Raw genomic sequence first — 13,083 nt, 5'->3', positions numbered from 1 at the left:
AAAGCAAGACATGACCGAAGAAAACAAGCCCAGCGCTGCCGAGAATTTCAGCGCCCAACCTCGCATTGATGCCCATCAGGTTGGTGCATCAGAAGGTTATGGCGAGTCGTCAATTCAGATCCTGGAAGGTCTGGAAGCGGTGCGCAAGCGCCCCGGCATGTACATCGGGGACACGTCCGATGGCACCGGTCTGCATCACTTGGTGTTCGAAGTAGTCGATAACTCGATCGACGAAGCCTTGGCCGGACATTGCGACGATATCGTCGTGACCATCCACTTGGACAACTCGATCAGCGTGGTGGACAACGGTCGTGGCATTCCGACCGGCGTCAAGATGGACGACAAGCACGAGCCCAAGCGCAGTGCTTCGGAGATTGCCCTGACCGAGCTCCATGCCGGCGGCAAGTTCAATCAGAACAGTTACAAGGTCTCAGGCGGTCTGCACGGCGTGGGCGTGTCCTGTGTGAACGCGCTATCCAAATGGCTGCGCCTGACCGTACGTCGCGAAGGCAAGGTACACCAGCTGGAGTTTGCGCGTGGCTTCGTGCAGAACCGCATCATCGAGCAAGTGGGTGGTGTGGACGTGTCGCCCATGAAGGTCATCGACGCCACAGAGAAGCGTGGGACCGAGGTGCATTTCCTGCCCGATCTTGAGATCTTCCAGCAGAACCATGAGTTCCATTACGACATTCTGGCCAAGCGCCTGCGTGAACTCAGTTTCCTGAACAACGGTGTTCGTATCCGTCTCAAGGATGAGCGCAGCAACAAGGAAGACGACTTTTCTGGCGCGGGTGGCGTCAAGGGTTTTGTCGACTTCATCAATGCCAACAAGAAGGTGTTGCATCCCAATGCCTTCCATGCCAACGGCGAGCGTCCTGCAGAAACTTATGGTGGTATCCCGGGCACCAACATCGGCGTTGAAGTCGCCATGCAGTGGAACGACGGCTACAACGAGTCTGTACTCTGCTTCACCAACAACATTCCGCAGCGTGACGGCGGCACCCACCTGACGGGTCTGCGCGCAGCCATGACCCGCGTGATCAGCAAGTACATCGAGAGCAATGAACTGGCCAAGAAGGCCAAGGTCGAGATTTCGGGGGACGACATGCGCGAAGGCCTGTGTTGCGTGTTGTCGGTCAAGGTACCCGAACCCAAGTTCAGCAGCCAGACCAAGGATAAGCTGGTCAGTTCAGAGGTGCGCGCCCCGGTGGAAGACATCGTGGCCAAGTCCCTGAACGATTTCCTGGAAGAGCGGCCGAATGACGCCAAGATCATCTGCGGCAAGATCATCGAAGCGGCCAGGGCCCGCGAGGCTGCCCGCAAGGCGCGCGAGATGACACGCCGCAAGGGCGTGCTCGACGGCATGGGCCTGCCCGGCAAGCTCGCGGACTGCCAGGAGAAGGACCCGGCGCTGTGCGAGATCTACATCGTCGAGGGCGACTCCGCCGGTGGCTCGGCCAAGCAGGGCCGCGACCGGAAATTCCAGGCCATCCTGCCCTTGCGCGGCAAGATCCTGAACGTGGAGAAAGCACGTTACGAGAAGTTGCTCACCAGCAATGAAATCGTGGTGCTGATCACGGCGCTGGGCACCGGCATCGGCAAGGCGGCCGTGGAAAGTGGCAAGTCGGGCGTCGATGATTTCAACATCGACAAGCTGCGTTACCACCGCATCATCATCATGACCGACGCCGACGTGGACGGTGCCCACATCCGTACGCTGCTGCTGACCTTCTTCTATCGCCAGATGCCCGAGCTGGTCGAGCGTGGTCACATCTACATCGCCCAGCCGCCGCTGTACAAGGTCAAGTCTGGCAAGGAAGAGCTCTACCTCAAGGATGCCTCTGCGCTGGATACCTATCTGTTGCGCATTGCCCTGATCAGTGCTTCCATCCACACCGGCGGCCCCAACGGCACCGTGATCACGGGCGACACCCTGGCCGAGCTGGCGCGCAAGCATCAGCTGGCCGAGCGCGTGATCGCCCGCCTGCACAACTTCATGGATGCCGAGGCGCTGCGTTCCATTGCCGATGGTGTGGTGCTCAAGCTGGATACCGTTGCAGAAGCCGAGGCTTCCGCCGTGGCCCTGCAGGCCAAGCTGGCTGGCGCCGAAGTGGCTGGCGAGTTTGATGCCCGTACCGACAAGCCCATCCTGCGCATCAGCCGCCGTCACCATGGCAACGTCAAAAGCAGCGTCATCACCCAGGATTTCGTGCACGGGGCCGATTACGCCGCCCTGGCCGAGGCGGCCAATACCTTCCGCGGCCTGCTGGCCGAGGGCGCGCGCGTCATCCGCGGCGAGGGCGAGAAGCAGAAGGAAGAGAAGGTGAGCGACTTCCGGCAGGCCATGGCCTGGCTGATCGGACAGGCCGAGAACGCGACCGCACGTCAGCGTTACAAGGGCCTGGGCGAAATGAACCCGGAACAGCTGTGGGAAACCACGATGGACCCGACCGTGCGTCGCCTGCTGCGCGTGCAGATCGACGATGCCATCGAGGCCGACCGTGTGTTCACCATGCTCATGGGCGACGAGGTCGAGCCGCGACGCGACTTCATCGAGACCAACGCGCTGCGCGCCGGCAACATCGACGTCTGATGCCTTCCTGGGCGGTATGAAGGCCGTCGCCGTCATCGACTTCGAGACCACGGGCATTTCCCCCGAGCAGGGCGCCCGTGCCACAGAGGTGGCTATCGTGCTGGTCGAAGGCGACCAGATCGTCGACCGTTTCCAGAGCCTGATGAATGCCGGAGCCTACGTCCCGGCGTTCATCACGGAGCTGACTGGCATCAGCAACGCCATGGTGCGAGCGGCCCCCGATGCGAGTGAGGTGATGCGTGAGGCCAGTCGTTTCGTGGGGGACACCCCCATGGTGGCGCACAACGCCTCGTTTGACCGCAAGTTCTGGGTCGGCGAGTTGTCCCGTCTGGGCGTGGTCGCAGCACAGCCTTTTGCCTGCACCATGCTGCTGTCGCGCCGGCTCTATCCCCAGGCACCCAACCACAAGCTGGGCACGCTGGTGGATTACCACCACCTGCCGCGTACCGGGGCTGCACACCGGGCGCTGGCCGATGCCGAGATGGCCGCCGAGCTGCTGGTCCGGATCCGGCAGGACCTGCGGAGGCGCCATGAGGTTCAGGACGTCAATCACGGTCTGCTGATGGCCCTGCAGCAATGCCAGCGACAGGGGGTGTCCGCGCTGCTGTCGCGGCACGCCCGGACCTAGGTGCGGGCTTGGTCGCATAATCAAAAGATGCCTGCCGAACGGTTCATTCCATGAGCGACAAAAAACCTTTTGAGATCGCGCGCGAGGCGCTGAAACAGATCACGGCGCGCCAGCTGGCGCCCACACCGGTCAATTACCAGGCGATCTACAACGAGATCGCCGGGTTGCCGAATGTGCAACCCTTCCCGGAAGAACCTCTGCGGCAGATCGCCCAGGCCCTGCCGACGCGCAACCCGGGGCAGGAAAAGCAGCGCAGCCTGCTGGAGTACGCCATAGGCCAACGCAACTGGCTGGGCGTGCAGAACGCGCTGGTGGCCTACAACGGGTTTGCTATGCCCGGGGGGCCCGACTCGGCCCCTGCGCCGCTGGCGGCCGCGCCTGCTGCGCCGGCCCTGACCCCGGAGTTTTTCGAACAGATCGCGCGCCTGATCGAGTACGCACAACCGGCCCTGGGCACAGACGACGCCCGTTTCCAGGAGCAGATGCAGCAGGTCATTCAGGCCCTGCGTGATCCGGCCGCCGAAGCCTACAAAGTCAAGGCCCTGCTGGCGGATTTCGGCCACCGCCTGTCCTTCGCCGCGGAGGACCAGGCTGAGATCCATCTGACCCTGCTCAAGTTGCTGCAGCTCATCATCGAGAACATCGGTGAGCTCAGCCTGGACGACAGCTGGCTCAAGGGCCAGACCGATGCGCTGAGGGATGCGGCGCAGCCGCCGCTGACCCTGCGTCGCCTGGACGACGTGGAGCGCCGCCTCAAGGACGTGATCTTCAAGCAGAAGGACGCCAAGGGCCGGGCGCTGGAAGCGCAGGAAGAGTTGCGCCAGATGCTGGCGACCTTCATTACGCGCCTGTCGCAGATGAGCGAGACGAGCAGCGCCTACCAAGGCAAGATGGAAGAGAGCGTCAAGCAGCTCGAGCAGGCCAAGAAGATCGAGGACATCGCACCCGTGCTCAAGGAGGTGATCAGCGCGACGCGCCACATGAACACCGAGTCCACGAATGTGCGGGACGAATTGCGCAATATGCGTGAGAAGACGCAGGCCACCGAAGCCGAACTGGTCAAGCTGCACCGTGAGCTCGACCGTGTCAGTAGCCAGGCCCGCCACGACACCCTGACCGGTGCGCTGAACCGCCAGGGCCTGGACGAGGCCATGAACCGCGAGGTCTCCAGCGTGCGTCGCAAGGACACAGCGTTGTCCGTCGCGCTCCTGGACATCGACAACTTCAAGAAGCTCAACGACGGCAAGGGCCATGAGACCGGCGACGCCGCCCTCAAGCACCTGGCCACGGTGGCGCGCGAGTGCATGCGCCCGCAGGACACCCTGGCGCGCTATGGTGGTGAAGAATTTGTCGTGCTCCTGCCCGACACGCCGCTGGACAAGGGCGTGGAGGCCATGACGCGCCTGCAACGCGAGCTGACCCGGCGCTTCTTTCTGGCTGGCAGTGAGAAGATCCTGATCACCTTCAGCGCGGGAGTGGCGCAGCTGGCCGCGGGCGAGACCGGCGCCGACGCCATCAAGCGTGCCGACCAGGCCATGTACCTGGCCAAGCGTGCCGGCAAGAACCGGGTCATCGGGGCCTGAGGCACCACAACAGGAGTATCGCCATGGAGATGTTGATCGCCGGACTCGTGATCTTCCTGGGGGTGCACTCGGTGCGCATGCTGGCCGAGGATTGGCGCACTCGCATGCGCGCACGACTGGGGGAGGGGGCCTGGAAAGGCTTGTATTCGCTGGTCTCCTTGGCCGGGCTGGTCCTCATCGTCTACGGCTTTGACCAGGCCCGTGAACATCCCCTGCTGCTGTGGACACCGCCAGCGGGTCTGCGTCATGCCACTTCACTGCTGACCCTGCTGGCGTTCGTGCTGCTGGCGGCAGCCTATGTGCCGGGCAATGCCATCAAGGCGCAGGTACACCACCCTATGGTGTTGGGCGTGAAGACCTGGGCCCTGGCACATGTGCTGGTGAGCGGCATGCTGGCACAGCAGCTCCTGTTCGGCGCTTTCCTGCTTTGGGCCGTGGCCAATTTCAGCGTCTCGCGCCGGCGTGACCGGCGCGATGGCGTGAGCTACCCCGCCGGACGCATGTCGGCCACGGTGATCACGGTGGTGTTGGGCGTGGCCGCCTGGGCTGCTTTTGCCTACGGCCTGCACGGCCTGCTGATCGGCATCAAGCCATTTGGCTGAAGCCTATTTTTCGAGGACCCACTGGATGACGAACTTGGCGGCAAAGCCCACCATGCCAAAAGCCAGCCCGAGGAAAAGCACGAAGGTGCCGAAGCGACCCGCCTTCGATTCCCAGGCCAGATGGGCGATGATGAACAGCATGTAGAGCATGAAGGCGCCCACGCCAAAGCTCAGGCCAAAGGCCGCAATCTGCTCCTCGGTGTAGCCGAACATCAACGTGGCTCCACGGCACCGGCCGTGCGCTCAGGCCAGGCCGAGGCATCGACCAGATCCCGGTAGGCATGCCAGCTGGCATGGCCCAGCATGGGCATGACGGCGATCAGCCCGAGCAAGGCCGACAGCAGGCCCAGCAGGGTGAAGCCCATGATGAGCGCAGCCCACCAGGCCATGGGCATGGGGTTGCTCAGCACCGCATCCCAGCTGGTGACCACCGCCTGCAGCACGCTGACGCGGCGGTCCAGCAGCAGGGGGATGGCAATGGCGCTAGAAGCGAAGATCGGTGCGGCCAGCAGGCCACCCAGCGCCAGCCAGACTTCGAACAGCCAGTTGTCGCGGGCCAGGACCACATGGCGCAGAAAATCGAGCGGCTGCTCGATGGGCAGGGGCGACATCAAGGTGATCAAGGCGGCCGAGGTCAGCACCCAGCCGGTGCCGGCCAGACCCAGCAGGAGACCGAACTGCACCAGGCGCCAGTCCTTGCCGTCAGCGCTGTTGCCGTGCCGGCGCCAGCTCAGCCACGTCCGCAACACCAGCCGCCATGAAACGGGCTCGCCGCGCTCGACCGCGCGGCTCAGGGCGTACAGGCCGGTGGCCAGCACGGGCCCGACCACCAGCAGACCCGAGAAGGCGCCGGCCAGCCACCAGAACTGATGGTGGGCCAGGGCCAGCAGGCCCAGACCGACGAGCGTCAGCACCAGGCCGTGGGCGAAACTGACCCAACCGCAGCTTGCAATGTCGCGCCAACCCAGTACCAGCCATCGCAGGGGCTGTTGCAGGGTGATGGTGCGTATGGCAGGTGCGGCGGTGGGTGTCATCGGGTGGCTGGGGCCTTAGCGCGGACCGCGTCGGCGGCCTTCGTCGAAGGGCCGGGCGGTGTTGTCGTCAAAGACCTTCTTCTGTTCAGCGCTCAGGCTGCTGTAGAAGCTGCGGGTGGCGTCGTCGCGCTTGTCGAACTCGGCGTCGCGCTGCTTGCGCAAGTCACGCATCTTGTCCAGGCGCTCGGGTGTGCTCAGCTTCGCGATGTCTTCGCGCTTCGGGCCGGGCGGGTGGGCCGCAGGCTTCATGGCCGCCAGGTAGGTGTTCCAGCTGCCTTCCTGCTCGGCGCTCAGCTTGAGTTTGGCTTTGAGCTCAGCCGCACGTTGGGCCATGTGCTCCTTCATGCGATCCTGCATCTGGGCGCGGCGCTCGGGGTCGGGCTGGTGCATGCCGGGACCTGCACCTGGGCCCGGCTGGGCCAGGGCCATCAGAGCGGAAGTGGCCAGCACGGCGGCCAGCACGACGGGTTTGACGTTGACTTTCATATCCTCATCCTTTCAGATCAAACCTGTTGTGAAGTAACAGGGTGACTGCAGTCTGCGCGGCTTGTGTATCGCGGGAATGAGGGTGTGCATCGCCTGTGTAAAGAATGTGGCGCGTTGGTGATGTCAGGCCAGGCGCCCATTCTGGAAGTCTTCCACCGCGGTCATCAGCTCTTCGCGCGTGTTCATGACGAAAGGGCCGTACTGGGCAATAGGTTCTTTCAGGGGCCGGCCGGCAATCAGCAGGGCGCGTGTCGGCGTACCGCCGGCATCGGCCTGCAGGCGCACGCCGTCGCCGCTGTTGTCCAGGATGGCCATGCGATGCAGCGGCACCGGGGTGGCCTGCTCACCGGCATCCAGCACATGGGCCGTGCCGCGGTAGGTGTAGAGGAAGGCGTTGTACTCGGCCGGCAAGGGCTGGTTGAACAGGGCGCCACCGGCGGGGAAATGCAGGTCCAGGTAGAGCGGGTCGGTGGGGAAGGCATCGGCCGGGCGCGCCATGGCCCCGGTGACGCCGTGGCTGCGGCCCGAGATCACGCGCACCGTCACACCCTCGGGGGTGGTGAACTCGGGGATCTCCGCACTCTGGATGTCCCGGTAGCCGGGAGGACCCATCTTGTCGCGGCCCGGCAGGTTGAGCCAGAGCTGGAAGCCTTCCATCACACCGGCTTCCTGCTCGGGCATCTCGCTGTGGACCAGGCCACGGCCGGCGGTCATCCATTGCACGCCACCGTTCTGCAGCAGGCCTTCATTGCCCGCGCTGTCGCGGTGGCGCATGCGCCCGGCGATCATGTAGGTCACCGTCTCGAAGCCGCGGTGCGGGTGGTCGGGAAAACCGGCGCCGTAGTCCTTCGGGTCGTCGCTGGCAAAGTTGTCCAGCATGAGGAAGGGGTCGAGCCGGCGTTGCAGATCGTGCGTGAGCACGCGTGTGAGCTTGACGCCGGCACCGTCCGTGGTGGGCTGGCCGGTGATGATGCGCTCGACGCGGCGGGGGGTGGTGAAGGTTGCTGCTTGCATGCTCGAATTACACCGCAAAGCCGGTGTCAGCGTCGTCGTCAAGGTCTAGGGCCTGGCTCGCGCCCCAGGCCGGTCGGCCCGAGGCTCAGGCCTGGCCGCTGTCCTTCACGCGGCAGGTGCTGATGCCCAGCATGGCGTAAGGCGGGCACCAGCCCGTCAGGCCGGTAGCCAGCGGGACCAGGCCCAGCCAGCCCCACCAGCCCACGGTGCCGGTGGCGGCCAGCGCGACCAGCACGAGGCCCGCCACGATGCGGACGATGCGTTCGATACCGCCGATATTGATCTGGAATTTCATGGAGGTACTCCGGTAAGGTTATGGTCCATTATTGGACGCAGGGGGGGTGACGTCAACCCGCGGCCTGGCGCGTGTCTTGTGGTGGTTGGGCCAGGTCGTCGAGGATGGGGCATTCCGGGCGCTCGTCGCCATGGCAGTGGTGCAGCAGCTGGTGCAGGGTGCGCTGCATGGACAACATGGCTTCGATGCGCGCGGCCAATTCGTCCACGTGCTTTTGCGCGATGCGCTTGACGCTGGCGCTGGTGCGCCGGCGGTTCTGCCACAGCGTGACCAGTTCGCCGATCTCGGCCATGGAAAAGCCCAGGTCGCGCGAGCGCTTGATGAAGCGCAGGGTGTGCACATCGGCTTCGCTGTACTGACGGTAGCCGCTGTCGGTCCGGGCCACGCGCGCCAGCAGGCCCAGCGACTCATAGTGCCGCACCATCTTGGCCGAGATGCCAGAGAGCTCGGCAGCGCTGCCGATGTTGACTGGCCAGTGGGCGTTGGTCAGGGCGCTCATGGCGCGACGGCGTAGCCTTCTTCGGCGATGGCCTGGGCCAGCGCTTCGCGCGGCTGTTGCGACTGCACCTCGACCCGATTCTGGCTGCGGTCGATCCTGACCTCGGCCTGGGGGTCTACCTGCTTGATGGCGCGGGTGACGGTTTTTTCGCAATGGCCGCAGGTCATGCCGCTGACGGTAAAGGTCTGATTCATGGTCGTTCTCCTGAAAAGCAGGGGTTGCTGGAAAGCATATGCTGAACCCTGCCACCATGGGAAGGTCAACCATGCCTGCCAACAACCTTTTTTGCGGCAAGGTTGATCCAGCGCAAGACTTGACCCTGCCATCATGGCAAGGTTCAGTATCCCAGCCATGACTACTTCCAACACCCCCTCTTCCCTGGCCACGCTGGATCTCGGCATCGCGGGCATGACCTGTGCCTCCTGTGTCACCCGCGTGGAAAAAGCCCTGCAGAAGGTGCCGGGTGTGACCGGCGCAACGGTCAACCTGGCCACCGAGTCGGCGCGCGTGAGTTACGCGCCCTCGGAACAGATCGAGGCGCGTCTGCGCCGGGCCGTGCGAGACGCCGGCTACGAGCCGCGTGCTGCCGACGCACTCGAACAGGCGCAGGATGTCTCGCCCTGGGCCGGCTTTGCGCCAGTGGCCATCGGCCTGGTCCTCTCGCTACCCCTGGTCGTGCCCATGCTGGGCGATCTGGTGGGCCTGCACTGGATGCTGCCGGCCTGGCTGCAGTTTGCGTTGGCAACACCGGTGCAGTTCATCCTGGGGGCGCGCTTCTACAAGGCCGGATGGTCCGCACTCAAGGCCCTGACCGGCAATATGGACCTGCTCGTGGCCATCGGCACCACGGCCGGATGGGCGCTATCGGTCTGGCTCTGGCTGTCGGCCGAACATGGCGAGATGGCGCATCTGTATTTCGAGGCCTCGGCCGTGGTGGTCACCCTGGTGCTGCTGGGCAAGTGGCTGGAGGCCAGGGCCAAGCGCCAGACCACGGCCGCGATCCGCGCCCTGCATGCGCTGCGGCCCGAGCGGGCGCACCTGATCGGTGTGGACGGCGAGGTCGACGTACCGGTGGCCGAGGTGCTGGTCGGGGACCGGCTGGTGGTGCGTCCGGGGGAGCGTTTCCCGATAGATGGGGTCTTGCTCGAAGGCCACACCCAGGTCGACGAATCCATGCTGACCGGCGAACCCCTGCCCGTGGCCAAGGACGCCGGCGCCAGACTGACCGGCGGCTCCATCAACGGTGAGGGTCGTGTGGTGGTGCAGGTGGTGGCCGTGGGCAGCGAGACCGTGCTGGCCCACATCATCCGCCTGGTGGAGGACGCCCAGGCGGCCAAGGCGCCGATCCAGCGCCTGGTGGACCAGGTTTCGGCCGTGTTTGTACCGGTGGTGCTGGTGGTGGCACTGGCCACCCTGTTGGGCTGGTTGTGGCTGGGCGCTTCCGGCGAATCGGCCATCATCCACGCCGTGGCCGTGCTGGTGATCGCCTGCCCCTGCGCCCTGGGCCTGGCCACGCCGGCGGCCATCATGGCCGGCACCGGTGTCGCCGCCAAACACGGCATCCTGATCAAGGATGCGCAGGCTCTGGAGCTGGCGCACAAGGTGGACACGGTGGCTTTTGACAAGACGGGTACCTTGACCGTGGGCCAGCCGCGCCTGCTGGCTTTTGACGTGGCTCCGGACAATGACGAGATGCGCCTGTTGGCGGCCGCAGCCAGTCTGCAAAGCGGCAGCGAACACCCGCTGGCCCGTGCCGTGGTGCAGGCGGCGCAGGCCCGCCAGGTGGCGGTCGAAGCGCCCGACAACGTGCGCGCGGTACCTGGCCGAGGCAGCGAGGGCGAGGTCGGCGTGTACAGCTACCTGATTGGCAGCCTGCGCTGGATGGACGAGCTGGGGGTGCCGCTGGGCTCCCTGGCCGCACGTGCTGCTGAGTTGCAACAACAGGGTGCCACGGTTTCGGCCATGGTCGAGCGCACCACGCAGGGGCTCACCTTGCGGGCCCTGCTGGCCTTTGGGGACGAACCCAAGCCCGGAGCAAAGGAGGCCCTGGCCGCGCTGCGCGCGCGCGGCATCCGCACCGTGATGATTTCCGGCGACAACCGCGGCGCGGCCGAGGCCATGGCGCGTCGCCTGGGCCTGCGCCCTGAGGAAGGGGAGGTGCTGGCCGAGGTTCTGCCGGGCGACAAGGCGGCCAAGGTGGCCGAACTCAAAGCCGGCGGGCATACCGTTGCCATGGTGGGCGACGGCGTCAATGACGCCCCGGCCCTGGCCGCGGCCGACGTCGGCATGGCCATGGGCAATGGCACCGACGTGGCCATGCACGCAGCCGGCATCACCCTCATGCGGGGCGATCCCCTGCTGGTGGCGGCGGCCCTCGATGTTTCGGATCGCACGGTGGCCAAGATCCGGCAGAACCTGTTCTGGGCCTTCATCTACAACGTGGCCGGCATACCCCTGGCCGCATTGGGCTACCTGAACCCGGTGATTGCCGGCGCGGCCATGGCCATGAGCTCGGTCAGCGTGATGAGCAACGCCCTGTTGCTGCGCCGCTGGCGGCCCGGAGCCCGGGTCAAATGAGTGCCATCGTCGTCAAGACCTGAATAGCCTGACAAATACGTGCTATTACCGGCAGGTCATAGGAAGGCAGCCCTCTAGAATGCCCGGATCAATCCAAGGAGGGGAGTAACCCTATGGTCAGCAGCATTTTTGTCATGATGCGCCAATTCACGATCCGGTTCCGCATGCTCGGAGCGATCGGTGTGGTGCTTGCCCTCTTGCTGCTGGTCGGCGGCGCGGGTGTGTACGGCATGTTCCGCATCCACCAGCTCAGCGCCGAGGTGATCGACGAATCCCTGGCGGTGGTGGACCGCGTGGCCAGTCTGCGTTTCGACATGGCCCGGGTGCGCCGGCACGAGAAGGACATGATCATCCAGTACGAGAAGCCGGAGCAGATCCGCCAGATCCGTACACGCTGGGAAGCCGACATGCAGCAGATCGAGAAGGCCGTGGAAGCCCTCTCGGCCAGTCTGACAGAGGCGCGCCGGCCGCAGCTGCAGAAGGCGGCAGATCACCTCAAGAGCTATCGCAGCATGTTCGGCGGTATCACCCGCCAGCTCGAAGACAGCGCCTACGAGACCGCCACCATCGCCAACCGCATGAGCGGGCGCGCCGTGGCCGAGTTCGAAGAGGCCGACAAGCTGCTCACCCAGATCGACGAAAGCCTGCGCGCCGAAGCGGCCGCCTCCAATGCCAGCCGCAACGCCGTGCTGGACCAGACCCTGATGATCTTTGCCGGCCTGGTGGTGCTGAGCCTGGCCGTGGTGGTGCCGCTGACCCTGCTCAATATGCAGGCCATCTGCCGCCCCGTAGAACAGGCTCGCCAGCTGGCCCAGGCCATCGCTAGCGGCGATCTGTCGCAAGGTCTGCAGGTGGAGGGTCGCGACGAGGCGGCCGATCTGCTGCGTGCGCTGGAGCAGATGCGCAGCGGGCTGGCGGGCATGGTCGGCCAGCTGCGCGAGGCCGGGGAAAGCATCTCCACCGCCAGCAGCGAGATCGCCACCGGCAACCAGGACCTCTCCAACCGCACCGAGCAGACGGCAGGCAATGTGCAACACACCGTGAGCGCCATCGGCGCGCTCAGCAGCAACGTGCAGCAAACCGCCAGCTCGGCGCAGACGGCCAACCAGCTGGTGGCCACGGCCTCGCAGGCCGCACAGCGCGGCGGCTCGGTGGTGACGCAGGCGGTGACCAGCATGCACAGCATCTCGCAGTCCAGCCGCAAGATCAACGACATCATCGGCGTGATCGACGGCATCGCCTTCCAGACCAACATCCTGGCGCTGAACGCGGCTGTGGAAGCGGCCCGCGCCGGCGAGCAGGGCCGCGGTTTTGCCGTGGTGGCCAGCGAGGTGCGCTCGCTTGCGGGCCGCAGCGCCGAGGCTGCCAAGGAGATCAAGGCCCTGATCGGCGCCAGCGTGACAGCCGTGGACGGCGGCGTGCGCCAGGTCGAGGAGGCTGGGGGTGTGATGCAGGAAATTGTGGCCGGTGTGCAGCGCGTGCGCGACATCATCGGCGAGATCTCCGTGGCCGCCAGCAGCCAGTCCACAGGCATCGGCGAAGTCAACCAGTCGGTGCAGGAGATCGATCGCATGACCCAGCAGAACGCCGCTCTGGTTGAGCAGTCGGCCGCTGCCGCCGAGTCCATGCGCGAGCAGGCCGAGCGTCTGGCCGGCATCGTGCGCCAGTTCCGCCTGGAAAGCCAGGGCCGGGCCGGCCAGCTACGGCTGAACTGACCAAAGCTTGACGCTCGTCAAGCCGGGCCGAGGGCGCCCGTGCCATCCTGCAAACCG

Annotated in this window: 13 protein-coding genes; 6 read left to right on the top strand and 7 right to left on the bottom strand. The window is 65.4% G+C overall.

Annotated elements, in window-relative coordinates; genetic code table 11:
* Nucleotides 1-10 precede the first annotated feature (10 nt).
* From gyrB to AC07NT_RS14390, 4 genes are read left to right on the top strand one after another with little or no spacing between them, the layout of a single operon-like run.
* The gene (gene gyrB, locus AC07NT_RS14405) at nt 11-2,593 is read left to right on the top strand and encodes a DNA topoisomerase (ATP-hydrolyzing) subunit B (protein WP_498599434.1); all 2,583 of its coding nucleotides are present in this window, start codon (nt 11-13) and stop codon (nt 2,591-2,593) included.
* A gap of 16 nt (nt 2,594-2,609) precedes the next feature.
* Entirely contained in the window at nt 2,610-3,221 is a 612-nt protein-coding gene (locus tag AC07NT_RS14400; protein ID WP_498599435.1) for a 3'-5' exonuclease, read from the top strand.
* Nucleotides 3,222-3,271: 50 nt separating this feature from the next.
* A complete protein-coding gene (locus AC07NT_RS14395) occupies nt 3,272-4,804 on the top strand; it encodes a sensor domain-containing diguanylate cyclase (RefSeq protein ID WP_498599436.1) in 1,533 nt (510 codons plus the stop codon).
* Between the two features lie 23 nt (nt 4,805-4,827).
* Complete coding sequence (locus AC07NT_RS14390) at nt 4,828-5,406, top strand: NnrU family protein (RefSeq protein ID WP_498599437.1); 579 nt, start codon at nt 4,828-4,830, stop codon at nt 5,404-5,406.
* Nucleotides 5,407-5,409: 3 nt separating this feature from the next.
* Here the strand turns inward: AC07NT_RS14390 and AC07NT_RS14385 are convergent, their stop codons facing one another.
* The 7 genes from AC07NT_RS14385 to AC07NT_RS14355 form a co-directional block, all read right to left on the bottom strand.
* Nucleotides 5,410-5,619: a DUF2788 domain-containing protein gene (locus AC07NT_RS14385; RefSeq protein ID WP_174253723.1), complete on the bottom strand. Its 210-nt coding sequence runs from the start codon at nt 5,617-5,619 to the stop codon at nt 5,410-5,412.
* Nucleotides 5,619-6,440 carry a DUF2189 domain-containing protein gene (locus tag AC07NT_RS14380; RefSeq protein ID WP_498599438.1) on the bottom strand — a complete coding sequence of 274 codons (822 nt, stop codon included), beginning with the start codon at nt 6,438-6,440 and terminating at the stop codon, nt 5,619-5,621. The genes AC07NT_RS14385 and AC07NT_RS14380 overlap by 1 nt, the downstream gene beginning before the upstream one ends.
* Before the next feature lie 15 nt (nt 6,441-6,455).
* Entirely contained in the window at nt 6,456-6,926 is a 471-nt protein-coding gene (locus AC07NT_RS14375) for a Spy/CpxP family protein refolding chaperone (protein WP_498599439.1), read from the bottom strand.
* Nucleotides 6,927-7,049: 123 nt separating this feature from the next.
* Nucleotides 7,050-7,940 carry a pirin family protein gene (locus AC07NT_RS14370; protein WP_498599440.1) on the bottom strand — a complete coding sequence of 297 codons (891 nt, stop codon included), beginning with the start codon at nt 7,938-7,940 and terminating at the stop codon, nt 7,050-7,052.
* An 85-nt stretch (nt 7,941-8,025) separates the two neighbouring features.
* Nucleotides 8,026-8,235 carry a YgaP family membrane protein gene (locus AC07NT_RS14365; protein ID WP_498599441.1) on the bottom strand — a complete coding sequence of 70 codons (210 nt, stop codon included), beginning with the start codon at nt 8,233-8,235 and terminating at the stop codon, nt 8,026-8,028.
* Between the two features lie 52 nt (nt 8,236-8,287).
* Complete coding sequence (gene cueR, locus AC07NT_RS14360; protein ID WP_498599442.1) at nt 8,288-8,734, bottom strand: Cu(I)-responsive transcriptional regulator; 447 nt, start codon at nt 8,732-8,734, stop codon at nt 8,288-8,290.
* On the bottom strand, nt 8,731-8,928 hold the full coding sequence (locus AC07NT_RS14355; protein ID WP_498599443.1) for a heavy-metal-associated domain-containing protein: 198 nt from the start codon (nt 8,926-8,928) through the stop codon (nt 8,731-8,733). Before AC07NT_RS14355 ends, cueR begins: the two co-directional genes overlap by 4 nt.
* Before the next feature lie 157 nt (nt 8,929-9,085).
* On the opposite strand from AC07NT_RS14355, the gene AC07NT_RS14350 reads away from it, so the two are divergent.
* Together AC07NT_RS14350 and AC07NT_RS14345 are read left to right on the top strand one after the other, a co-directional pair.
* Nucleotides 9,086-11,311, top strand: a complete 2,226-nt coding sequence (locus AC07NT_RS14350) for a heavy metal translocating P-type ATPase (RefSeq protein ID WP_498599444.1) — start codon at nt 9,086-9,088, stop codon at nt 11,309-11,311.
* A 134-nt stretch (nt 11,312-11,445) separates the two neighbouring features.
* Complete coding sequence (locus tag AC07NT_RS14345) at nt 11,446-13,026, top strand: methyl-accepting chemotaxis protein (RefSeq protein ID WP_498599445.1); 1,581 nt, start codon at nt 11,446-11,448, stop codon at nt 13,024-13,026.
* Nucleotides 13,027-13,083: the final 57 nt, after the last annotated feature.

It is taken from the genome of Hylemonella sp. GW821-FHT10B10 (assembly GCF_059415585.1).
This window is presented reverse-complemented; position numbering and strand designations above follow the sequence as displayed.

What these genes read in the sequence shown, in the direction of transcription:
- AC07NT_RS14385 (WP_174253723.1), bottom strand. Translation starts at nt 5,619, where the DNA reads ATGTTCGGCTACACCGAGGAGCAGATTGCGGCCTTTGGCCTGAGCTTT.
- AC07NT_RS14345 (WP_498599445.1), top strand. Translation starts at nt 11,446, where the DNA reads ATGATGCGCCAATTCACGATCCGGTTCCGCATGCTCGGAGCGATCGGT.
- AC07NT_RS14395 (WP_498599436.1), top strand. Translation starts at nt 3,272, where the DNA reads ATGAGCGACAAAAAACCTTTTGAGATCGCGCGCGAGGCGCTGAAACAG.
- AC07NT_RS14355 (WP_498599443.1), bottom strand. Translation starts at nt 8,928, where the DNA reads ATGAATCAGACCTTTACCGTCAGCGGCATGACCTGCGGCCATTGCGAA.
- AC07NT_RS14380 (WP_498599438.1), bottom strand. Translation starts at nt 6,440, where the DNA reads ATGACACCCACCGCCGCACCTGCCATACGCACCATCACCCTGCAACAG.
- gyrB (WP_498599434.1), top strand. Translation starts at nt 11, where the DNA reads ATGACCGAAGAAAACAAGCCCAGCGCTGCCGAGAATTTCAGCGCCCAA.
- AC07NT_RS14370 (WP_498599440.1), bottom strand. Translation starts at nt 7,940, where the DNA reads ATGCAAGCAGCAACCTTCACCACCCCCCGCCGCGTCGAGCGCATCATC.
- AC07NT_RS14350 (WP_498599444.1), top strand. Translation starts at nt 9,086, where the DNA reads ATGACTACTTCCAACACCCCCTCTTCCCTGGCCACGCTGGATCTCGGC.
- AC07NT_RS14365 (WP_498599441.1), bottom strand. Translation starts at nt 8,235, where the DNA reads ATGAAATTCCAGATCAATATCGGCGGTATCGAACGCATCGTCCGCATC.
- AC07NT_RS14400 (WP_498599435.1), top strand. Translation starts at nt 2,610, where the DNA reads ATGAAGGCCGTCGCCGTCATCGACTTCGAGACCACGGGCATTTCCCCC.
- cueR (WP_498599442.1), bottom strand. Translation starts at nt 8,734, where the DNA reads ATGAGCGCCCTGACCAACGCCCACTGGCCAGTCAACATCGGCAGCGCT.
- AC07NT_RS14375 (WP_498599439.1), bottom strand. Translation starts at nt 6,926, where the DNA reads ATGAAAGTCAACGTCAAACCCGTCGTGCTGGCCGCCGTGCTGGCCACT.
- AC07NT_RS14390 (WP_498599437.1), top strand. Translation starts at nt 4,828, where the DNA reads ATGGAGATGTTGATCGCCGGACTCGTGATCTTCCTGGGGGTGCACTCG.